The 21,564-nt window shown below is 35.2% G+C and carries 22 protein-coding genes and 1 pseudogene; 22 read left to right on the top strand and 1 reads right to left on the bottom strand.

Features of this window, described 5'->3' with window-relative positions; genetic code table 11:
* Positions 1 to 148 precede the first annotated feature (148 nt).
* Genes MUN42_RS02270 through guaA form a run of 14 tightly spaced genes read left to right on the top strand, consistent with a single transcriptional unit; the run spans position 149 to position 13,918 of the window.
* Entirely contained in the window at positions 149 to 1,609 is a 1,461-nt protein-coding gene (locus MUN42_RS02270) for a hypothetical protein (RefSeq protein ID WP_243342667.1), read from the top strand.
* Positions 1,610 to 1,619: 10 nt separating this feature from the next.
* Positions 1,620 to 2,099 (top strand): hypothetical protein, encoded by a 480-nt coding sequence (locus MUN42_RS02275; protein WP_243342668.1) that lies wholly within the window; start codon positions 1,620 to 1,622, stop codon positions 2,097 to 2,099.
* Positions 2,100 to 2,141: 42 nt separating this feature from the next.
* Positions 2,142 to 2,834, top strand: coding sequence for an NfeD family protein (locus MUN42_RS02280; protein ID WP_243342669.1), 693 nt, complete (start codon positions 2,142 to 2,144; stop codon positions 2,832 to 2,834).
* Positions 2,835 to 3,782 (top strand): flotillin-like protein FloA, encoded by a 948-nt coding sequence (gene floA, locus MUN42_RS02285; RefSeq protein WP_243342670.1) that lies wholly within the window; start codon positions 2,835 to 2,837, stop codon positions 3,780 to 3,782. It begins immediately after the preceding gene.
* Entirely contained in the window at positions 3,775 to 4,215 is a 441-nt protein-coding gene (locus tag MUN42_RS02290; RefSeq protein ID WP_243342671.1) for a hypothetical protein, read from the top strand. Before floA ends, MUN42_RS02290 begins: the two co-directional genes overlap by 8 nt.
* 58 nt (positions 4,216 to 4,273) lie before the next feature.
* Positions 4,274 to 5,248 (top strand): PhoH family protein, encoded by a 975-nt coding sequence (locus MUN42_RS02295; RefSeq protein ID WP_243342672.1) that lies wholly within the window; start codon positions 4,274 to 4,276, stop codon positions 5,246 to 5,248.
* Positions 5,199 to 6,593 carry an rRNA maturation RNase YbeY gene (gene ybeY / locus MUN42_RS02300; RefSeq protein WP_243342673.1) on the top strand — a complete coding sequence of 465 codons (1,395 nt, stop codon included), beginning with the start codon at positions 5,199 to 5,201 and terminating at the stop codon, positions 6,591 to 6,593. The genes MUN42_RS02295 and ybeY overlap by 50 nt, the downstream gene beginning before the upstream one ends.
* Positions 6,590 to 6,988 (top strand): cytidine deaminase, encoded by a 399-nt coding sequence (gene cdd / locus MUN42_RS02305; protein ID WP_243342675.1) that lies wholly within the window; start codon positions 6,590 to 6,592, stop codon positions 6,986 to 6,988. Before ybeY ends, cdd begins: the two co-directional genes overlap by 4 nt.
* On the top strand, positions 6,981 to 7,862 hold the full coding sequence (gene era, locus MUN42_RS02310) for a GTPase Era (RefSeq protein WP_243342677.1): 882 nt from the start codon (positions 6,981 to 6,983) through the stop codon (positions 7,860 to 7,862). Before cdd ends, era begins: the two co-directional genes overlap by 8 nt.
* Positions 7,849 to 8,622 carry a DNA repair protein RecO gene (gene recO / locus MUN42_RS02315; protein ID WP_243342678.1) on the top strand — a complete coding sequence of 258 codons (774 nt, stop codon included), beginning with the start codon at positions 7,849 to 7,851 and terminating at the stop codon, positions 8,620 to 8,622. The genes era and recO overlap by 14 nt, the downstream gene beginning before the upstream one ends.
* On the top strand, positions 8,612 to 9,493 hold the full coding sequence (glyQ, locus tag MUN42_RS02320) for a glycine--tRNA ligase subunit alpha (protein ID WP_243342679.1): 882 nt from the start codon (positions 8,612 to 8,614) through the stop codon (positions 9,491 to 9,493). The genes recO and glyQ overlap by 11 nt, the downstream gene beginning before the upstream one ends.
* Complete coding sequence (gene glyS, locus MUN42_RS02325; RefSeq protein ID WP_243342680.1) at positions 9,486 to 11,543, top strand: glycine--tRNA ligase subunit beta; 2,058 nt, start codon at positions 9,486 to 9,488, stop codon at positions 11,541 to 11,543. The genes glyQ and glyS overlap by 8 nt, the downstream gene beginning before the upstream one ends.
* 2 nt (positions 11,544 to 11,545) lie before the next feature.
* Positions 11,546 to 12,376: a pyruvate, water dikinase regulatory protein gene (locus tag MUN42_RS02330; RefSeq protein ID WP_243342681.1), complete on the top strand. Its 831-nt coding sequence runs from the start codon at positions 11,546 to 11,548 to the stop codon at positions 12,374 to 12,376.
* 9 nt (positions 12,377 to 12,385) lie between these two features.
* Positions 12,386 to 13,918: a glutamine-hydrolyzing GMP synthase gene (gene guaA, locus MUN42_RS02335; protein WP_243342682.1), complete on the top strand. Its 1,533-nt coding sequence runs from the start codon at positions 12,386 to 12,388 to the stop codon at positions 13,916 to 13,918.
* 341 nt (positions 13,919 to 14,259) lie between these two features.
* On the opposite strand, the gene MUN42_RS02340 is transcribed toward guaA, so the two are convergent.
* A complete protein-coding gene (locus MUN42_RS02340) occupies positions 14,260 to 14,667 on the bottom strand; it encodes a DUF3800 domain-containing protein (protein ID WP_347708751.1) in 408 nt (135 codons plus the stop codon).
* A 120-nt stretch (positions 14,668 to 14,787) separates the two neighbouring features.
* Between MUN42_RS02340 and MUN42_RS02345 the strand changes: the two are divergent.
* From MUN42_RS02345 to MUN42_RS02380, 8 genes and pseudogenes are all read left to right on the top strand, one after another.
* Positions 14,788 to 15,709, top strand: a pseudogene (locus MUN42_RS02345) (IS30 family transposase).
* 198 nt (positions 15,710 to 15,907) lie between these two features.
* The gene (gene dut / locus MUN42_RS02350) at positions 15,908 to 16,327 is read left to right on the top strand and encodes a dUTP diphosphatase (protein ID WP_347708750.1); all 420 of its coding nucleotides are present in this window, start codon (positions 15,908 to 15,910) and stop codon (positions 16,325 to 16,327) included.
* A gap of 111 nt (positions 16,328 to 16,438) precedes the next feature.
* A complete protein-coding gene (locus MUN42_RS02355) occupies positions 16,439 to 17,542 on the top strand; it encodes an SLC13 family permease (protein ID WP_243342685.1) in 1,104 nt (367 codons plus the stop codon).
* Positions 17,543 to 17,568: 26 nt separating this feature from the next.
* A complete protein-coding gene (locus tag MUN42_RS02360) occupies positions 17,569 to 18,375 on the top strand; it encodes a glycoside hydrolase domain-containing protein (protein WP_243342687.1) in 807 nt (268 codons plus the stop codon).
* Between the two features lie 457 nt (positions 18,376 to 18,832).
* The gene (gene mobC, locus MUN42_RS02365) at positions 18,833 to 19,096 is read left to right on the top strand and encodes a plasmid mobilization relaxosome protein MobC (protein ID WP_243342688.1); all 264 of its coding nucleotides are present in this window, start codon (positions 18,833 to 18,835) and stop codon (positions 19,094 to 19,096) included.
* A 104-nt stretch (positions 19,097 to 19,200) separates the two neighbouring features.
* The gene (locus MUN42_RS02370; RefSeq protein WP_243342689.1) at positions 19,201 to 19,416 is read left to right on the top strand and encodes a helix-turn-helix transcriptional regulator; all 216 of its coding nucleotides are present in this window, start codon (positions 19,201 to 19,203) and stop codon (positions 19,414 to 19,416) included.
* A 6-nt stretch (positions 19,417 to 19,422) separates the two neighbouring features.
* Positions 19,423 to 20,466 (top strand): DNA cytosine methyltransferase, encoded by a 1,044-nt coding sequence (locus MUN42_RS02375; protein ID WP_243342691.1) that lies wholly within the window; start codon positions 19,423 to 19,425, stop codon positions 20,464 to 20,466.
* 3 nt (positions 20,467 to 20,469) lie between these two features.
* Positions 20,470 to 21,552: an HpaII family restriction endonuclease gene (locus MUN42_RS02380; protein ID WP_243342692.1), complete on the top strand. Its 1,083-nt coding sequence runs from the start codon at positions 20,470 to 20,472 to the stop codon at positions 21,550 to 21,552.
* Positions 21,553 to 21,564 lie beyond the last annotated feature (12 nt).

The raw sequence follows: 21,564 nt of genomic DNA on the forward strand, positions 1-21,564 counted from the left end.
TATTTTCCTATAAATATTTATATATTATTTAATTTATTTTGTAGGTGTCAATGTAAGGATTATTCATCTCTTTTTTGATTCAGGTAAATTTTTGACATATAATTTCCTATGCAATATAATTAAATTAAATATAAGTTAGGAGATTGTAATGAAAAAAAGTAAAAAATTAATATTTATTTTAGCCCTATTTATGACTATAACAGGTCCATTAGCTACAAGGGTTTTGGCTGAGGAGGAAGGCACAGATACTGGTGTAAATCAAGAATTAAATATAGACGAAGATAAGAAAGATACTAATGAAGAAGTTAAGAAGAGCGAGTTAACCCTTGAAGAGCTTGATAGTATGGATAAGAAGTTAAGGGAGAATAGGGTATATCTTATAGCTACAGATAGCGAGATAAAGACCTATGAGGATGCCTTGGCTGCCTTAAAATCAGCTCTAGACCAAGGGAGAGAAGCTAACACAGAAGAGCTAAGGGCAAATCTTGAGAAGGCTAAGGGAGATCTAGGCTATACTACCTACAAGGGTCTACACCTTAGAAGCAAGATAAGGGAAGATCTTGTTCATCTTTCTAAGATAGATACAAATGAAGACTATACTAGCTTAAAGGATGAAGCAGATAAGGCTGTGGCTAACCACAATACTAGTATAGATGTTTTAAGGAGTCTATCAGATAGGCTAGATGCTATACTCACAAATGAGGACCTAGGAGAGCTTACTGATGAAGATTTAAGAGATTTAGAAGTTAAGAGGGGCTATCCTGATGATTTGTTGAATTTTAATAATGGTAATATGGACAAGGAAGAATCCTTCCTCATAGCTAGGGTTTTCTTGGAGGAAGTGCCTAGTATAAAGGAATCTGAAAGATATGCTGCCTTGTCTGCTAAGGATAAGCAAGCCCTTGATCTAAAGATTGGTGAAGTTAAGGATGCCTATGATGCTAAGAGCGATTATGTGATGGATGTTTTAAATGAAGCATATAAATTAAGCGATAGTATTCTTAAGAAGAATAAAGCTAATGAAAAGGCAACCGCAGATCCATCAAAAGATGACCAAAAGGAAGATCCTAGTAAGGAAGAAGACCAAACCAAGGAAGACGAAGAATTTGACAAGGCATCTAAGGAGCTTGCTAAGAAGATAGATGAGGCTACAAGTGATAAGATATCTACGGATAGTCTTGATAAGTTGAAGCTAGACTACAAGGCTAAGTTAAGCGATCTTCTAGTAGCTGAAGGTGTGAAGCTTGAGGACTTAAAGAATTTAGAGAAGGAATTTGACTTAAAGCTTAATCCTAGGGTTAATGTAAATATGTCTCAAACAGAGGTGAGTGATTCCAAGGAAGATGGCAAAGACCAAGCTGAGAAAAAAGAAGATAAGCAACAAGAGTCTAATAAAGAAAATAAAAATAAGACTATTCAAAAGAAAAAACTAGTCAAAGTTGACAAGAAGAAGGATAATAATACAAAAGACACTAAATTAAAAAAGGGTAAGGGTCAATCTAAGGATGTCAAGACAGGTGTAAGAAGAATCCTACCTGTAGTAGGAACTGTAGCTGTAGTGGCTGTTGTAGTTTTGATTTTCTTATCTAGGAAGAATAAAAATAAGTAGGGGGATATAGATGAAGTTAAATAGAAAATTCGTGCCTGTACTTCTTATGGCATTAACACTTACAGCTTGTAATAATATGCCTGGCAATACTAACAATGAAGAGGCTGCTCCTAACTCTACAGAGGTCACAGAATCTGTAGAAAAAGAAGAAGGCAAGGATGCTAATAAAGCTTCAAGTGAAAAAGCTAAGGACCAAGCATCTACTGAATCATCAACAGAGGATCAAGCAGAAGAAGCTTCTAGTCAAGCAGACACTACATCAAGTGAAGAAGAAGCTACATCTGATGAGGATCTAGATAGTCAAAGTGACAAGGAAGCCTTAGAACAAGCTATCTTTGATAATAGGGTTCAAGCTAGGGCAGCAGAGATCTTGTTAGAAGAATCTCCATCTACTATAGAAGCTATAGCTAGTGACCTAGAGGAATTGGTTAGTGAATCTCAAACTTTAGTAGAAGAAGGAAGGGTTTTATTAGATTCACTAGAAAATTAGTTGAGGATTAGGACAGGCAGGGCTTATGGCTTTGCCTGTTTTATGATACAATCTTTTAGTCTTATTGATTTTTTAGAGATTTTATATGATAATTATAGTAAAGGAGAGATTATGATAGGCTATGAATTTTTGCTAAGTATAGTGTTTATCCTGGCACTTGTGTCTCTTATATCAGTCCTTTTTTCTGAAAAGAAGTTGATCTTTGGAATCCTTGCCATAGGTCTAATGGCTGGCTTTTATTTCTTAAGTCAAAGGTTTGATACGGTAGAGGCCATCCCTCTTTTAGCCTTTATTATGGGGATTACCCTAATAAGCCTCGAGGTCTATATACCATCCTTTGGTCTTATAGGGATTAGTGGATTTATTATAGGTGGCTATGGACTATTTAAGATACTTGATGCAGGTGGGGATACTATTAGCTTGATGGTGCTAGCTGGTATAACTATTGTGGCAACGGAAATTGTTTATGTAAGGAGTGGTTTTAGGATGAATATTTTTGATAAGCAAATTCTTAATGATCCTAATTCTTCTGAGAGAGGGTTTAATTCTAAGGAGGACTTTTCTTCCTTGGTAGGCAAGGTTGGGGTAGCGAATACTGCCCTCAGACCATCAGGTCGTGTCGAGATAGAGGAAGATTATTATGATGCCCTAAGCCGAAGTGAATTTATCAAGAAGGGCTCAAGTATCGAAGTTGTTGGAGTCAAGGATAGAAATATTATTGTAAAGGAGATATAAATGGGAAAATATTTTGTTGCTGGACTAGTTGTTGTTTTTTTGATAGTGTTTTTTACTATGGTGCCTATAGGCCTTTGGGTTACTGCAAAGTTTTCTGGGGTCAATATATCTATGGCATCCTTGGTTGCGATGAGGTTTAGGAGACTTTCTCCATCAAAGATTGTAAATGCCATGATTAAGTCCCACCAGGCTGGTCTTGATATTTCAAATAATAACCTAGAGTCTCACTACCTATCAGGTGGAGATATCAACCAAGTGGTAGATGCTCTTATAGCAGCTGAGAGGGCAAATATTGACTTATCTTTTGAACAAGCTGCAGCCATTGACCTTGCTGGTCGTAATGTATTTGAGGCTGTCCAAGTTTCTGTAACCCCTAAGGTTATCAATACCCCAGTTATAGCTGCCGTTGCCAAGAATGGTATCGAGGTCAAGGTAATAGCCAAGGTAACAGTAAGGGCCAACATCGAAAGACTTGTCGGTGGTGCAGGAGAAGAAACCATCATAGCTAGGGTCGGAGAGGGTATCGTAACTACTGTTGGTTCATCAGAATCTCATTCAGAAGTCTTGGAAAATCCAGATAATATCTCAGAAACTGTTCTTAGCAAGGGACTTGATTCTGGAACAGCCTTCGAGATCCTATCTATAGATATAGCTGATGTCGACGTAGGTAGAAATGTCGGGGCAGAACTACAAAGAGATCAAGCAGAAGCTGACAAGAACATAGCTCAAGCCAAGGCAGAAGAGAGGAGGGCTCAAGCCATAGCCTTAGAACAAGAAAATAGAGCAAAGGTAGTAGAGGCAGAATCAAGAATCCCTATAGCCATAGCCAAGGCCTTCGAAGAGGGCAATCTCGGTATTATGGACTACTATAATATGGAAAACATTAAGAGTGATACCAAGATGCGTGAGTCTATATCAGGAGATATAGGGGATGATATAGATGGCTAAGAAAAAGTATAAGGATAAGAAGGTTCCCAAATTTGACCAGTGGATCAAGACAGCCTATGAAAAGCTAGAAGAATTTGCAGCAGAATTAGAAGAAGAGGAAGAAGGTCAAAAGTCAAAGAAAGTAGAAGCCAAGTACCTAGAAAAACTTCCCAAATACGGCAAAAAGCTAAAGAAAGCCAAGGATATTGGCCAAGACAAGAAGGTAGAAGATAGAAAGAAAGTAGCTCAGGAGAGAGCCTTTGATTTTAACAAAAATGGAGATTTTGAGGGAGATCTCACTAGAAGTATCGAGCACAAGGTAAAGGATGAGGCTGAGCGTAATATAAGGAAACTTAACAAGCAGGGCAGGGCTTTGAAGAAAATTGGACTTAAACGTGCCTTTGTGTATGCAGAGATTTTGGATAAGCCCCTTGCTTTGAGGAAGAGAAAATAGAAGCCATAGGAGGGTTTGTATTAGAGATTTAATAGAGATAGAAAATCAAGACACCATCATGACCTTGTTTGGTAGTTTTGATAAGAATAGGAAGTATATAGAAGATAGGTTCGGGGTCAAGATTAACCTCCTAGATGAAAATATTGAGGTCAGGGGAGAAAAGGCCAACCAGACTCTAGCCACCAAGCTTATTAAGGAGCTTGTTATAGAGATTGAGAAGAATAAGGACCTAGATTTTCAGAAGATAAAATACTTTGCTGATATGCTAGAGAGGGAAAATAAGGAAGTGGTCAAGGCCATGATAGGTGAGAGCATAGTAACCAGGGCTGATGGTAAGCCAATCAAGGCCAAAACTCTGGGTCAAAGGGCCTACATTGACAAGATTCTTGCTAATGACATAGTCTTTGGTATAGGACCTGCCGGTACTGGTAAGACCTATCTAGCAGTAGCCATGGCAGTCAGGGCCTTCAAGAACAACGAAGTAGATAGGATTATCCTAACAAGACCTGCAGTAGAGGCTGGAGAGAGCCTGGGATTTTTGCCAGGAGACCTCCAAGACAAGGTAGATCCCTACCTAAGGCCCCTCTATGATGGACTTTTTGAAATCCTGGGAGTGGATACCTACCAAAACCTCCTAGAAAAGGGTCTAATTGAAGTAGCACCCCTTGCCTATATGAGGGGTAGGACACTCGACTCATCCTTTGTAATCCTAGATGAGGCTCAAAACACAACCCATGAGCAGATGAAGATGTTTTTGACCAGGATAGGCTTTGGCTCCAAGGCCATTATTACAGGAGATAAGACCCAAATCGACCTACCTAGGGGCAAGAATTCTGGTATCAAGTCTGCTGAATATATACTTAGAGATGTAGAGGGCATAGCATTCCAAGACTTCTCATCCATAGATGTAGTAAGACACCCCTTAGTCCAAAGGATTATCGATGCCTACGACAAGGAAGATGAGAAAAGGACTAAGCTAAGAGATGAAAAGTCCAAGAAGGAAAACGACCATGAATCTGTTGATAAGGAATGAAACAAGCGAAGAAATAAATTTTGATGAGGACTTAGAAGCCGTAGTGAGGGAAGTCCTCCTTAGCGAGGGGTTAGACCTTGACTATGAGATATCTATTAGCTTTGTAGGTAGGGATAAAATCCATGAACTAAATAGAAACTATAGGGGAGTAGATAGGCCAACTGATGTCCTATCTTTTCCTTTAGATGATGAATTTATTTTAGAAGGTCAAAATCCTATGCTAGGGGATATTGTAATCTGCATGGATGTGGCAAGAGACCAGGCGAAAGAATATGGCCATTCTCTAAGGAGAGAGGTCATGTATCTCACCTGCCATTCTACCCTCCACCTACTAGGCTATGACCACATAGAAGAAGATGAAAAGAAAGAAATGCGTGCCAGGGAAAAGGAAGTAATGAAGAGGCTTGGAGTTTTCAAAAATGACTCAGACTATGATGACTTCCCTAGTGGGTATGGCCATGATGTGGATAAGGATGAGCTAGGTATCGAGGATGAAACTTCCTTTGATGAAGAGAAGAAAAATTTTGATATAGAACAAATTAGGGCAGACCTTAAGGAAGAAATCAAGGAAGAGCTAAGGAAAGAGTACAAGAGGGAAGATAAGTCCTATGATAAGATTTACAACAAGGAGGAGCTTTCCAGTGGACAGAAATTCCTCAAGGGCTTTGACTATGCCTACGAGGGTCTAGTTTATGCTATAAACCACGAAAAGAATATGAAGTTTCACTTCTTGGCAGCAGCCCTAGTTATCCTCGCGAGTCTATTTTTTAATATATCTAGGCTAGAGATGATGTTTTTGGTCTTTTCCATATCGGCAGTTATTGCCTTCGAGCTAATTAATACTGCCATAGAATATGCAGTTGACCTAGCAAGTGGGGGCAGGTGGCTTAGCCTTGCCAAGGCAGCCAAGGATGTATCGGCAGCTGCGACCTTTATCACAGCCCTCAATGCAGTTTTTGTGGCCTACCTGGTATTTTTTGACAAATTTTCAAACTTCTACAATTCTGTTATTATAAGGATAGGCAAGAGGCCTTCCCACCTGGCCCTCATTACCATTTCATTAATCATTATTATAACTATCTTAATCAAGGGGATTTTTTATGAAGGCCATGGGACAGCCTTTAGGGGTGGATTTGTGAGTGGACATACCTCTGTAGCATCAGGCCTTGCCACTATTGGGATACTACTCACTGACAATAACCTTATAGTGGGTGTTATGATATTACTAGCCCTTATTGTGGCAGAATCAAGATATGAGGCAAATATACATTCAGTTAAGGAGATAATTAGGGGAGCTATCCTGGGAATTGGTATGGCTCTTGCAATATTTGGGATATTTTCATGATAGATTTAAAAGAATTAATAAGACAAACAATAGCAAACAAGGAAAATGCTTATGCACCTTATTCACACTTTAGGGTTAGCGTAAGCCTAGTTACAAAATCAGGCAAGGTTTACAAGGGGGTCAATATCGAAAATGCCTCCTTCTCACCAACTATTTGTGGGGAAAGATCTGCCATAGCATCAGCAGTTTCTGATGGAGAAAAGGACTTTGATATCATAATTATAGCTGGCGATAGCGACTACACCTATCCATGTGGAGTATGTAGGCAGGTAATGGCAGAGTTTTTTGATGAGGATACTAAGATTATTATTGCCAAGAGTGAAGACGACTACAAGTTCTATAGCCTAGCTGACCTCTTGCCATATGGATTTGGAAAGGATGACCTTCATGTTTAAGTCAGGTTTTGTATCAGTAGTAGGAAGGGCCAATGTCGGTAAGTCTACCCTAATGGAAAAGATTATAGGGGAGAAGGTCTCTATCATATCCAACAAGGCCCAAACAACTAGGGATAAGATTCAGATTATCTACAATGACGAAGAAAGTCAGATAATCTTTATCGATACACCTGGAATACAGACCCCAAGAAACAAGCTCCAAGAACAACTCCTCACTTTCTCAGAAGAATCTCTAGGAGAAAGCGACATAGTTACCTTTGTGGTTGATAATTCCTTGGAGATAGGAAGGATTGATAAGGAAATCCTAGCCATGCTAGAAAATGTAAGAAGGCCCAAAATTTTACTCATCAATAAGTCCGACCTTATGACAGATGAAGAGCTAAGCGAGATAAGGGCTAAGTTTAGGGAATATGATTTTGAGAGGATTATTCCAATATCTGCCTTAGAGGGGAGAAATATTGATATATATATAGAAAGTATAAAGGACCTCTTGGAAGAAGGGCCAGCCTTCTATGATAGGGATATGATAACTGATAAGACCGAGAGGTTTGTAGTAGGGGAGATAGTAAGAGAGAAGGCCCTCCGTAACCTATCCGAAGAAGTCCCTCATGGCATAGCTGTAAGGATTGATGACTTCAAGGAAAGGACCAACAAGGATTTGATAGACATAAGGGCTACCATCATAGTCGAGAGAGAATCCCACAAGGAGATAGTCATAGGGAAAAAAGGCTCTATGATAAAGAAAATCGGCATGGAAGCCAGAGCTGATATAGAAAACTTCCTAGGGACTAAGGTCAATCTTAAACTCTGGGTTAAGGTCGAAAAGAACTGGAGGAAGAAGGAAAAATTGGTGAAACGCTTTGGTTACAAATGAGCTAAATGATATAACGGGATTTGTCCTAAGGGAATTTGCCTATAAGGAAACCAGCAAGATTATAGAAGTCTTTACTGATAAGATTGGTAGGATCTCTATAATTGCCAAGGGTGTCCTAAAGAAAAATTCTCAGAACCTAGCCATTACCAATAGGTTTATGAAGGTCAATTACTCCCTCTATAAGTCTGGTAAGGACTTCTATGGGATAAGGGAAGGTAGTGTCATCGAATCTTACAAACAATCCCAGCGAAAATTTGATATAATATTATATAAATCGGCAATCTGTGATTTACTCCTAAAAACTATAGATGAGGACCAAGTTGATGAAGTCTATAACTTGCTTGATAAGGCTTTTGACGCCTTTGAAGAGGCAGATGATGGGCAGATAAATATCTATCTTGGATTTTTGATAAAATATTTATCCTTCTCTGGCTTTAAGCCAAACTTTTATCCAAGGGCTATAAGAGGTAAAATCATAGGAGATGGAAGATTTTATTTTTCAATAGAGGAAGCCTCACTCGTGAGGTCAGATGACAAGGTAGAAGACAAGGTCTACCTAAGTCATGAAGATCTTAATTATTTTTTGGGCCTTTTGTATACGCCATCAGATAAGCTAGCTGATCTAAGACAATCACCAGGCTATCAGAAGGTGGGGAGGCTTATAATAGATTATTGCTTAAGTAAGCTTGACCTAAAGAAGTTTTCTTCTATGGATTGGGTTTACAAACAATTAAGCGAAAGGAATACAAATGTACTTTGAAGATTTAATTTTTAAATTAGAAGATTTTTGGAAGAGTAAGGGATGTTCAGTACTCCTACCCTATGATATAGAAAAGGGAGCAGGAACTATGAACCCTCATACCTTTCTAAGAGCCCTAGGCCCAGAGCCTTGGAGAGTTTGCTATGTAGAACCATCTAGACGTCCTGCTGATGGTAGGTATGGAGATAACCCAAATAGGCTCTACCAACACCACCAAATGCAAATTCTTCTAAAACCAACTCCAGATAATATCCAAGAGTTATACCTAGAATGTCTAGAAACTATTGGTATCAATCCACGTGAACATGACATAAGGTTTGTAGAAGACAACTGGGAATCACCAACTATGGGTGCTTGGGGATTAGGCTGGGAAGTCTGGCTTGATGGAATGGAAATTACTCAGTTTACATATTTCCAACAAGTAGGAGGTATAAACTGTGAGATCGAATCTGGTGAGATTACCATAGGTCTTGAGAGAATATTTATGTATATCGAAGATGTTGACAATGTCTACGATATAAGGTGGAGTGAGGACCTAATGTATAGGGACCTCTTCTTGAGGGCTGAGTACGAAAACTCCAAGTATTCTTTTGAGGATGCAGACAACGACCTATTATTTAAATTATTTGATATTTATGAAAGTGAGGCCAATAGGCTAATAGACCTAGACTTGATATTGCCAGCCTATGATAATGTCCTCAAGTCATCCCATACCTTCAACCTCTTAGATGCCAAGGGAGCTATATCAGTTTCCGAGAGAGCCCACTTCATAAGAAGGGTTAGAGAAGTGTCATCTAAAGTTGCAGCAAAATTTATTGAGCAAAGAAAAGAGCTTGACTACCCTCTTTTAAGAAAGGATCAAGATGAGTAATTACTTGTTAGAAATTGGCGTAGAGGAGATACCTGCAGCCTATGTCAAGGGAACCAAAATACAATTAGAAGATAAATTTAGAAAATTAGTTAAAGAAAACAACCTAGAAGTGGGAGCTATAGAGGTAGAATCTACTCCTAGGAGATATGCAATCTTGCTAAGGGATATAGTAGCTGATACTAGCGAAAAAACTGTATCAGTCAAGGGACCTTCTGTAAAAATCGCCTACGATGCAGATGGCAATGCCCAAAAACCCCTCCTTGGATTCTTGAAGGGTCAAGGGGCAAGCATTGATGATGTTATCATCCGTGAAGTCAAGGGAGTTGACTATATCTTTGTAGAAAAGAAGGAAGTTTCTAAACCTCTTAGCGAAATCCTTAGGGAAAATGTCTACGATATAGTCAAATCTATCACCTTCCCAAGGTCTATGAGATGGGCAGGTAAGTCCATTAGATGGGCTAGACCTATAAGATGGTTTGTCTCCCTCCTAGACGATGAAGTCCTAGAATTTGATGCTGAAGGAATAGAAGTATCCAATGTGACCAAGGGTCACAGGGTTCTAGGATCAAGCCACCTAGTGATTGACAAAATCGAAAATTATGAAAAGCTCCTCAAGGAAAATTATGTAATCCTAAGATATAAGGATAGGAAGGACATCATTGTTAAGGGCCTCAATAGACTATCTAGCGAAGTTGGTGGAGAGTATCTCGAAGATGAGGACCTCCTTGATGAAGTTATAAATATAGTAGAATACCCTACAGTCCTCCTAGGTGATATTAACAAGGACTATTTGTCTTTACCTAAGGAAGTAATCACAACTCCAATGAAGGACCACCAAAGGTATTTCCCTATTATAGATGAGAACAAGAACCTTATGCCTTACTTCCTCTTGGTAAGAAATGGAGACTTGGAATTTGGAGATGTGGTTGTAACTGGTAACAAGAAGGTCTTGGTAGCAAGACTAGAAGATGCCAAGTTCTTCTACGAAAAAGACCTCCAAAAGCCTCTAGAAGCTTATGTAGATGACCTCGACAAACTAACTTTCTTCGAAGGTCTTGGCACTATGAAGCAAAAAACTGAGAGACTAGTTGAGTTAGCTCAAAGATATATGGAAAGTCTATCAGCTGCAGATGATATGAAGGAGCCAGTTAAACGAGCTGCCTACCTAGCTAAGGCTGACCTAGTTACCAATATGGTAGTAGAATTTACAGAACTCCAAGGAATTATGGGTTCGATTTATGCCCTAGAATCAGGGGAAGAGCAAAGGGTGGCTACAGCTATTAGGGAATCCTATATGCCAAGATCTGCCAATGACGAACTTCCTTCAACTATGACAGGCATTATCCTATCCATAGCTGACAAGATGGACACCATAGCAGGCCTATATGCTATCGAAAAATATGTAACAGGAAGTCAAGACCCTAACGGTTTGAGGAGGGCTTGCTTGGGTATAATAAATATCTTTATAGAAAATTCTATAGATGCGGACCTCAAGAAACTTGCTAATGACGCCCTCTTGGCCTATACAGAAAAGAACGAACTATCCTTTGACTACGAAGTCACCATGGATAAGATCCTAGGCTTCTTCGAAGACAGACTAAAGCATAAGCTAATTGATGATGGCTATAGGTATGATGTGGTAAATGCAGTTCTAAAACTTGATAGCACCAATATCCTAAGAGCCTACAAGAAGGTCAAGGCCCTAGATAAGTTCCTAGAAGAAGATGAAGACCTAATCTCCTACTTCATAAGGATAGTAAACCTAGCCTATGACTCGGCAGATGCAATTGACGAAGACCTCTTCGAGACAGACCTAGAGAAAGACTTCTATGAGACTATCAAAAATCTAGTAGAATTTAGTAAGTCAAATACCGACTATGCTAATGAACTATTAAGCCTAAAAGCAACAGCAGAGCTTGGTAACAAGTACCTAGATGAAACTATGATCAATGTAGAAGATAGTAGACTAAGAAACAACAGGACTACCATGCTAAACATCCTAGCCCAAAGGATAAATAACATCTTCGATGTGAAAGAGATAGTAAGATAGATATGAATGATTTAACAATAGCTATAATAAGCGATTCAACTGGAGAAACAGCCCTCAACTACATGAAGTCAGTCGTAAGCCAATTCCCTGACCTAGAGATTAATGTCATAAGAAAGTCTGACATTAAGGAAAATAAGGAAATTGACGAATTGATAGAGACCCTACCAGCTGGATCCCTTATTATAGAAACCATAGCAGACAAAAAATTTTCCGATTATCTAGAAGCTAGGGCCAGCGAAAACCAAATCGAAGTTTTGGACATTCTAAACATAGGCATCAAAAAGATCGAAGAGATTACTGGCCACAAGGCCCTAAGGGAAGTAGGCCTTATTAGGACCCTATCAGAAGACTACTTCCATATGATCGAGGCCATAGAATTTGCTATCAAATACGATGATGGCAAGGATCCTAGGGGATTTCCTCTATCAGATATAGTCCTAGTTGGAGTATCTAGGACTTCCAAAACCCCTACTACCATGAACCTAGCTACCAAGAACTTCAAGGTATCCAACCTACCCCTAGTCCCAGAGATTAGACTTCCCCAAGAGATCTTCGAAGTCGATCCTAGGAGGATAATAGGACTTGTAATAGATCCGGACAAACTATCATCTATCAGAGAAGTAAGGTCCAAGGTCCTAGGATTGGGAGATGACTCAGCATATTTTGATGATGAGAGAATAAAACAAGAACTCGAATATGCCAAGGAAGTCTTCAAGGACCTTGACTGCAAGGTAATAGACGTAACCGAGAATACAATCGATCAAACTGCAACAGAGATAGTCCAATACTACTTTGAAAACTTCCCCGATGAAAGATCATCACACCTATCATAAGGAGGGACAATGAAAAAAAATAAAATTATAGTACTGAACTTCGGTGGTCAATACGACCAACTTATAGTAAGAAGAGTCAGAGAAATGGGTGTATACGCAGAACTACTGGACTGCACTACACCAGTTGGAGAAATGGAGCTAGAAAACACAGCAGGCCTTATCCTAACAGGAGGTCCACAAAGCGTAAATGACGAAAACAGCCTAAGCGCAGACGATGCCATCTTTGACCTAGGACTACCTATACTAGGAATTTGCTATGGACTCCAATACATAAACCATAGATTTGGTGGAAGTATCGAAACACCAGATAAGGGAGAATATGGAAAAACTCCCCTTAATGTAGATAGCTCATCTGAGCTCTTCCAAGGCATCCCAGAAGAATCAATCATCTGGATGAACCACAGGGACAGGATCAAAGACCTAGCTGATGGTTTTAGTACCATAGCCCACACAGCCAATGCGCCAGTAGCGGCCATTGAAAACCCAGACAAAGAAATCTATGCAGTCCAATTCCACCCAGAAGTAGTCCACAGCCAATATGGCCAACAAATCCTAGAAAACTTCGTCCTAAAGATTACCAAGGCAGAAAAAGACTGGTCTATGGAAGACTTTGCCCAAGAAAAAATTAGCCAAATCAAAGAAAAATATGAGGGCGAAAAAATGATTTGTGGCCTATCAGGAGGAGTTGACTCAACGGTTGCAGCAACCCTAGTATCAAGAGCCATAGGAGACAAACTCCAATGCATCTTCGTTGACCATGGCCTCCTTAGAAAAGACGAAGCAAACTCAGTAATGGAAACCTACAAACAACTAGGACTAAATGTCAAACTAGTTGACAAATCAGAAGAATTCCTTGACTTACTAAAGGGAGTAACAGACCCAGAAGAAAAAAGAAAAATCATAGGCAACCACTTCGTAGAAGTCTTCGAAGAAGAAGCCAAAAAAATCGGTGGCGCCAAATACCTAGTCCAAGGTACCATCTACCCTGACGTAATAGAATCAGGCAAGGACAAGGCATCAGTCATCAAGTCCCACCACAACGTAGGGGGACTACCAGAAAACATGGACTTCGTTGGCCTAGTAGAACCCCTTAGAGAACTATTCAAAGACGAAGTAAGAAAAGTAGGAAGCTCACTAGGAATCCCTGAAGACATGGTCCAAAGACAACCCTTCCCAGGACCAGGACTTGGTATCAGAGTTATAGGAGAAGTCACAGAAGACAAACTAAGAATAGTAAGAGAAACTGACGCTATCCTAAGAGAAGAAATTAAAAACTACGGCCTAAACAGAGACATCTGGCAATACTTCACAGTATGGACTCCAATCAAAACAGTAGGAGTCAAGGGAGATAAAAGATCCTACGACAACGTAATAGCCATCCGTGCAGTAACCTCAATAGACGCCATGACAGTAGAAGCAGCTGAACTCCCATACGACCTCCTCCAAACCCTCTCATCCAGAATGATAAACGAAGTAGAAGGAGTAGGAAGAGTAGTATACGACATAACCAGCAAACCACCAGGAACTATTGAGTGGGAATAATCGCAAAATTTTCTAAAATGGTTTAATTACAAGCTATAGAGAGGATAAAAAATGGCTACTGCTACTCAAATGGTACTGGAAGTAAAAAAGAATAAATTGAATAATAGTTCCAAATGGTTTGCATGAGGACAAAAATTAGACCGTAGTTTGAAGCTGCGGCCTTATTTTTTAGAATTACAATAATAATAAATAAAGAAAATCCAGCCCTAGCGGCTGGATTTTAAAATGCTTATTTACCAATTGCTTATTAGTGACGCCAACACATGACGCTTACCTAGATAACGGCACATATATAAGACTTACTGTTGGTACTATTATGATATCACTAATTCTATCTATTGTCAATACTCAGGAGGAAATACAAAAATAAATTTTAATATATCGTTATCTTTTAATAATTGAATTTCATCATTATAAGCACCTGTAAGTAAGTGTGAATAGAATAGGTTAGAAAAAACATCAGCCACTTGTATAAATTTATTGTTAGAGGAATCGAAATAATTAACAGTAAATTTACCTCTTGTGGTACCACCTAAAGCTAATTCTGTGTTGAGATAATTTTCTAAAAAGTGCTTGGTTTCAGTTTTTTCATTTCTTTCATCGAGTTGGAGATAGAAATCCTCTTGTTCAAGAAAATTGTTCTTTATAAGATATTGTAATGCCAAGCACATCACGTAGTTAAATACTCTTGCAGTATTTTTACAAAAATCATCTGATAATTTGCAGTTTTTAATTCGAATGTAATAAATTTCAAAATGTTTTTTCTTAGATAAGTTGTAAAATTAAATGCGACACTATAATCGAATATAAAACTCATACTAACTTCGTGTAAAATGTTAATAACGACAAAAACACACACGGAGGTTAATATGAGTTTTAAACATCTTACCATAAATGAGAGAAATAAGATAGAGGTACTAAGTAAAGAGGGCTATTCTTCTATAAGAATAGCAAAAATTTTAGGTTTTCATCACTCCACAATATCTAGAGAATTAAAAAGGTGTGATAATGATTATGAAGCTGTCTATGCCCAAAAAGATAAGATTGAAAAATCATCATCTAAAGGCAGAAAGGCAAAAGCTGATAACAATATCATAAAATCCATATCTGAAAAACTCCATAAGAAGTGCTCTCCTGAGCAAATAGAAAACACTATATGTAAAGATGTAGTCTGTTTTAAAACAATATATAATTGGATTTACTCAGCAATTATAGACTTTGATATTTCTAAGCTAAGAAGAAAAGGAAAATCAAGGAAAGTCAAAGAAACAAGAGGTAAGTTTAATATTGGTAAATCAATAAACAAAAGAGCTAAAGAAGTTAATAAAAGGAATACTTTTGATCATTGGGAATTAGATACAGTTGTGTCATCCAGCGCTAAAAGTAAAGCTTGCCTAGCAACGTTTGTAGAAAGAAAAACTAGATTTTACCTAGCCTTACCTATGTAAAAATTCTATGCTAAAAGCAATTGATAAACTAATTAAATCTTTAACATTAGAAGCTTTAAAGACTTTCACATCTGATAGAGGTAAAGAATTTGCTTGTTATGAAGATGTTGAAAAACAAGGGATAAATTTTTATTTTGCTGATGCATATTCAGCATGGCAAAGAGGCAGTAATGAAAATTCTAATGGTTTGTTAAGAGAATATTATCCTAAGAAGACAGATTTATCTAAAATATCTATTAATGAGTTGATTAAAAACTTAATGGAGCTTAATACCAGACCTAGAAAATGTCTAGAATATAAAACTCCATTTGATTTATTTATGCACGAACTTAGTTTGGTTTAGGTGTCGTAATATTATTTGCAATTCATCATTTACATAAAATTTATAATATAAGAAAAAATAATAATTCTCCATGTATTATAAAAATAACGCAAAATTTCAAAGTATGTTATACTATATAGTAAATAAAAATATGCAGATTAAAAGATTTTTATAAATCGTCTGCAATAAAAATTTTAAAATTATGGGGTTATTATGAAAATGAAAATGATGACGGAAAAATTCAAGCCAACTTATGCAACTGAAGGCAGTGCAGGTTTTGATTTATATTGCAATAATCCAGAGCCAGTAACTGTTGGTCCAAATGAAGTTGTAAAAATTCCTACAGGTATAAGAGTTTCAATTCCTAAAGGATATTTTGGGGCAGTATATCCTAGGTCTTCTACGGGAATTAAGCATAGAATTACACTTGCAAATACTACTGGTATAATAGACTCTGATTATAGGGGAGATATACAAATCTTTTTTGTAAACAATTCTAACAAAGACTATACAATACATAATGGCGATAGACTTGCTCAAATGGTTATTCAATCATATGTTAGAGTTGATATTGAAATCGTAGATAGACTTGATGAAACCGAAATAGGAGAAGGTGGTATAGGTTCTACGGGAAGATAAATATTATAGAATATTTTAGATAAAGATAACACTAGAAAATATTAATAAATATCTAGTAAATTTTTTAATAAAATAGTATAATATATTTTATTAAATTTACTGGAGTTTTGTATGAAGAATATAACAAACATATTTAAGAATAATCCCGTTTTTACTACCAGCTTTATTTTAGCTGGTATTTCAATTTTATTTGGAAATTTAAATTTAGAATTTATAAAATTTAACATAATATTCACACTTTTTGGAATGATGCTAGTTTTAATTTATTTTGAAAATTCTATGATATTAAATAAGTTAGCTACATTATTTATAGTAAAATCAAAAAATACAAGGAATATGGTTCAAAAAGTTTTGATATTTTCATTTATAAGTTCATTTTTCTTATCAAATGATGTGACAGTACTTACCATACTTCCTATTTACCTTAAAATGATATCAATGATTGACAATTTTAAAGGTAGAATTGTAGGAGCTGCACTTATACCCGTAGCTTCAAATATGGGAGGAATATTTTTTCCATTTAGTAATCCACAAAATTTGATTATATTTGACTCATTTGAAATAGGATTATTAGATTTTATTTCTGTAACTGGTCCAATAATGGTACTAGGTTTTGTTTTGATAATTTTAATGACATTTGCATTTGTTGAAAAAAAGAAAACAAAATTGAAAGAAAAACATTATGAAATAGATAAGAGTTTAGTACTACAAGGTTCAATAGGACTTACACTTATGATACTTTGTGTATTTTCTATACTTCCCGTATATTCTGTAGTTGTAATAATCTCAATATATACACTACTTAGATATAGTAAATTCTTCAAATCAGTTGATTATACATTGTTACTCACATTTGTATTTTTCTTTATTATTGTAAATAACATAAGTAGCATAAAAATAGTTAAAGATTTTATAGAAAATAATCTTTCCACTGCAAAAAGTACTATGATTGGGTCAATTACATTAAGTCAAGTAATGTCTAATGTACCAACTACTATACTGATGATACCATATATAAGTTCACCAAAAGCACTACTTTTTGGTGTGAATATAGGTGGACTTGGAACAATACTTGCATCACTAACTAACTTAATTGGTTTTGATTTATTTGCTCAAAAAATGCCATATTCAAAAAATAAATTTTTATTATTTTTTACAATAGCTAATTTTGCTATGATATTGATATTTGTATTTGTCTTTATATGGTTTGTGTGATACAACAAAATAAAAAGGAGTTTATAATGAGTTTTAAATATAAATTGGTAGATTCTAATTTGTTATATACAGATATAACAGATGAAAAATTTAAAAATATAAAAGAAAAAAATGATTATCAGATGTGGAAAAATGATTTTACACTTATTCAAATACTTGTAATAAGTGAAGAAGATGATGTGTTTGAACTTGAAGTTGAACAAATAAAAGACTTTGAATTTGAAATATATAATTTTAAGAAAAATTTAGCATATATTGGAAAAACTTTTGAACCGATTGAACTTTATACAAAAGAAAATAGAACAATTGCTACAGATTTATTATTAAAAGAAAATAAAATTAAACTATCAAGAGGAGAAACTAATTCATTTATTATTTCAGTAAAAACTAACAAGGAAATATCTCCTACAAAACATCAAATACATTTCAAATTAAATTCTCTGAATAATAGAAATGAAAAATTTGAAAATAAATTTACGATAGAAGTTAAAGATAAAAAAGTAGAGAAGTTGCAAAGTTTTGATTTACAACTATGGCAATATCCATATTCGGTTTCAGAATATTATGGATTAAAACCTTTTTCAGAAGAACATATTGATATATTAAAAAATCATCTATCTATTTATAAAAAACTAGGCGCAGATGCTATAGTTGCATCTATATGTGAAGATGCTTGGGATGGTCAAACTTATAGTAAAAATGAAATCCATTATCCATCAATGATTAAATGGTCAATGAATAATGGAAAAATGAACTATTCATACGAAGATTTTGATAAGTGGATAAAATTAAATGAAGAAATAAGTTTCAATTCCAGTAAAACTATATTATGAAAAGAAAACAGAAAACGAAACTGACTTTATAGAAGTTGACAAGAATTTATTGCCAGAAGAATGGAAAAAAGAAAATCAATTAGAAATAGATACTGCAAATCAAGTAAAGATACAAATGTAACTTTGTAACCTATAACCTACCGTTATAAATCTTCTTAAATTAGGATTACATAAATTAATGGCTTGATAATATGGGGTTGTCACAGACTCTTAAAACAAGCTCGCCTAATTTTGGAAGTTTTTATTTTATAAGTTACAGTTACACTTATTAATTCCTATTTATAAAATTATGGGAAATTAAATTAAAGACTTGTTAGTAGTAGCAAGCACAGTAAGTGAGTACCCACTTACGAAAAAATCAAAAAATCAATAGCTTATAAGGCTATATAATTTTACTATTTTTACCTTGTTAGGGAGAACACTAAGACCCCAAAAGATAATTGCTAAGGAGAAATATATGGATAATAGAACAAGAAAAAATCAACTTAAAATATATTTAACAGATGAAGAAAAAGAAATTTATATTGTAGACCTAGAACCATTTAGAGATCTCCAATGGCTACTTTCAAATGCAACAAATAACATAAACCAGATTGCAAAAGCAACTAATACAACGGGTGTTATTTATAAGAAAGACATTGATTATATTAGAGAAAAAATAGAAAAATTGGCAAAAGAAATATGGCAGATCCACTCCCTGTTATTAAACAGAACTAAATAGAATTACTTCCTTAAAATATCTTAGACCTGTAAGAAGTTTTAAAAACATGATATAATATATTCAAATGAAATACCGATTTTTAAAATAATAAGGGAGAGAAATCTATGCAAAACTTTGGAAAGATTATTTTTAAGATAGACCAAGTTTTAGAAGAAAAAAATATAAGTAAAAATAAATTAGAAAAAGAAGCAAACCTACAAAGGACACAACTTAATTCTTATTGTAATAATAAAGTTAAAAGGATAGATTTAGAAACTATAGCAAAGATTTGCTATGTGCTAGAATGTGATATTAATGACATAGTTGAATATTGTAGGTGATTAATTATGTATAAATCAATAGACTTATTCGCTGGAATAGGTGGAATTAGGCTTGGTTTTGATCAAGCGTTTGGTAATGATATAGAAACAGTTTTTGTATCTGAATGGGATAAGAAAGCTCAAGAAACATATATAGCTAATTTTGGAGAAAAACCTAAAATTTATGGAGATATAACAAAAATCAATGAAATTGACATACCTATCCATGATATTTTATTAGCTGGATTTCCTTGTCAAGCATTTTCCCTAGCTGGTCAAAAAAAAGGTTTTGAAGATACCAGAGGTACTTTATTTTTTGATGTCGCTAGAATAGTGGAATTTCATAAACCTAAAGTTCTTTTTTGTGAAAATGTAAAAAATTTGGTTAATCATGACAGAGGTAAAACATTTAAAATTATTAAAAAAACATTAAATGATTTGGGTTACAGAGTTTTTTATAAAGTTATTAATAGCAAAGATTTTGGAGTTCCACAAAATAGAGAAAGAATATATATAGTTGCATTTAGGGAAGATATATCCCCTAATAAATTTATATTCCCAGAAAAAACTGACGATACTAAAGTTATAGCTGATATTATGGAAGAAAAAGAGACTTCTCCTAAATATTATTTATCTGATGTTTATCTGGAATCTTTAAGGAAACATAAGCAAAGACACCAAGCAAAGGGAAATGGTTTTGGATATGAAATCAGAGATGTAAATTCTATTGCTGGAGCTATTGTATGTGGAGGAATGGGAAGAGAAAGAAATTTAATAATCGATAGAAGATTAACTGATTTTACTCCTGTAACTCATATAAAAGGAAAAATAAATAGAGAATATATTAGGAAAATGACACCAAGGGAGTGGGCAAGACTACAAGGTTTCCCAGATGATTTTAAATTAGTTGTTGCTGATACTCACCTTTATAAACAATTCGGAAATTCTGTAACTGTTCCAGTTATAAAGGCAATAGCAGAAAATATTAAAAAACAATTAGAAGGCGATGTAATTGAAGATGTATTTCAAGATAAAGAATATTATGAGCAATTAGAGTTTGCTTGGAGGTAGAAAGTGATAAGTGGAAACAAGGGAGAATGGTCTGAAATATATGTTTTATTTAAGCTATTAGCTGATGGAAAAATATATGCCGCTGATAGTGAGTTAAATAAACTACATGATATTTATTTTCCTATAATAAAGATTATTAGAGAAGAAATATCTGGAGAATTAAAAGAATATACAACAGGCAAACTAATAGATATTTATATTAATGGTAAAAAAATAAAATCAGTTGATAAAAGTGAGTTTGAAAAGGAATCAGCACAACTACTAGAAGAAATTTGTAATGCAAAGGGATCTTCATTTCAAATAGAAAAAACTGAAAACTTTATGAAAGGAATATCCTGTTATAAATTATCTGCACCTGCAAGAGATAAAAGTGATATTACTATGAAAATAGTTGATATAAATACAGGATATTCTCCAATAGTTGGATTTTCAATTAAATCAGAATTAGGTTCTTCGCCCACTTTATTAAATGCAGGAAAAACAACAAATTTTATTTATAAAATTATTCATAATAATCCCTTATTGGTGAAAGAAACTAATGAAATATACAAAGTATCAAAAAGAAAAAAACATACTGATGTTAGGGGAAGAATTAAAAGAATAATTGAAGAGAACGGACAACTCGAATATATCGGTATGCAAAATCAAACTTTTTCAGATAATTTAGTGCTGATTGATAGCTCAATGGATAATATTATTGCAGAAACTATTTTATATTTTTATAGGGATGGGGTTAGTAATTGCATAGATATGGTAAAGAAGCTGGAAGTTGAAAATCCAATGAATTATGGAAATGTTAATGCCTATAGGTATAAATTTAAAAAGTTTTTAACAGCAGTGGCGCTAGGTATGAAACCAGCAACAATTTGGGATGGTATTGATGAAGCTAATGGTGGATATATAATTGTGACAAAACAAGGGGATGTATTAGCATATCATATTTATAATCGAAATTATTTTGAAGAATATCTGCTTAAAAATACAAAATATGAAACAGCATCTACATCAAGACATGATTTTGGAAAAGTTTATAGTGAGGGTGGTGGAGATTTTATTAAGTTAAATCTTCAAATTAGGTTTAGATAGCAGTTGATTTTA

Origin of the sequence: Anaerococcus sp. AGMB09787 (assembly GCF_022808955.1) — a bacterium.
Classification (GTDB): Bacteria; Bacillota; Clostridia; order Tissierellales; family Peptoniphilaceae; genus Anaerococcus.

What these genes read in the sequence shown, in the direction of transcription:
- MUN42_RS02270 (WP_243342667.1), top strand. Translation starts at nt 149, where the DNA reads ATGAAAAAAAGTAAAAAATTAATATTTATTTTAGCCCTATTTATGACT.
- MUN42_RS02275 (WP_243342668.1), top strand. Translation starts at nt 1,620, where the DNA reads ATGAAGTTAAATAGAAAATTCGTGCCTGTACTTCTTATGGCATTAACA.
- MUN42_RS02280 (WP_243342669.1), top strand. Translation starts at nt 2,142, where the DNA reads ATGATACAATCTTTTAGTCTTATTGATTTTTTAGAGATTTTATATGAT.
- floA (WP_243342670.1), top strand. Translation starts at nt 2,835, where the DNA reads ATGGGAAAATATTTTGTTGCTGGACTAGTTGTTGTTTTTTTGATAGTG.
- MUN42_RS02290 (WP_243342671.1), top strand. Translation starts at nt 3,775, where the DNA reads ATGGCTAAGAAAAAGTATAAGGATAAGAAGGTTCCCAAATTTGACCAG.
- MUN42_RS02295 (WP_243342672.1), top strand. Translation starts at nt 4,274, where the DNA reads ATGACCTTGTTTGGTAGTTTTGATAAGAATAGGAAGTATATAGAAGAT.
- ybeY (WP_243342673.1), top strand. Translation starts at nt 5,199, where the DNA reads ATGAAAAGTCCAAGAAGGAAAACGACCATGAATCTGTTGATAAGGAAT.
- cdd (WP_243342675.1), top strand. Translation starts at nt 6,590, where the DNA reads ATGATAGATTTAAAAGAATTAATAAGACAAACAATAGCAAACAAGGAA.
- era (WP_243342677.1), top strand. Translation starts at nt 6,981, where the DNA reads ATGTTTAAGTCAGGTTTTGTATCAGTAGTAGGAAGGGCCAATGTCGGT.
- glyQ (WP_243342679.1), top strand. Translation starts at nt 8,612, where the DNA reads ATGTACTTTGAAGATTTAATTTTTAAATTAGAAGATTTTTGGAAGAGT.
- glyS (WP_243342680.1), top strand. Translation starts at nt 9,486, where the DNA reads ATGAGTAATTACTTGTTAGAAATTGGCGTAGAGGAGATACCTGCAGCC.
- MUN42_RS02330 (WP_243342681.1), top strand. Translation starts at nt 11,546, where the DNA reads ATGAATGATTTAACAATAGCTATAATAAGCGATTCAACTGGAGAAACA.
- guaA (WP_243342682.1), top strand. Translation starts at nt 12,386, where the DNA reads ATGAAAAAAAATAAAATTATAGTACTGAACTTCGGTGGTCAATACGAC.
- dut (WP_347708750.1), top strand. Translation starts at nt 15,908, where the DNA reads ATGAAAATGATGACGGAAAAATTCAAGCCAACTTATGCAACTGAAGGC.
- MUN42_RS02355 (WP_243342685.1), top strand. Translation starts at nt 16,439, where the DNA reads ATGAAGAATATAACAAACATATTTAAGAATAATCCCGTTTTTACTACC.
- MUN42_RS02360 (WP_243342687.1), top strand. Translation starts at nt 17,569, where the DNA reads ATGAGTTTTAAATATAAATTGGTAGATTCTAATTTGTTATATACAGAT.
- mobC (WP_243342688.1), top strand. Translation starts at nt 18,833, where the DNA reads ATGGATAATAGAACAAGAAAAAATCAACTTAAAATATATTTAACAGAT.
- MUN42_RS02370 (WP_243342689.1), top strand. Translation starts at nt 19,201, where the DNA reads ATGCAAAACTTTGGAAAGATTATTTTTAAGATAGACCAAGTTTTAGAA.
- MUN42_RS02375 (WP_243342691.1), top strand. Translation starts at nt 19,423, where the DNA reads ATGTATAAATCAATAGACTTATTCGCTGGAATAGGTGGAATTAGGCTT.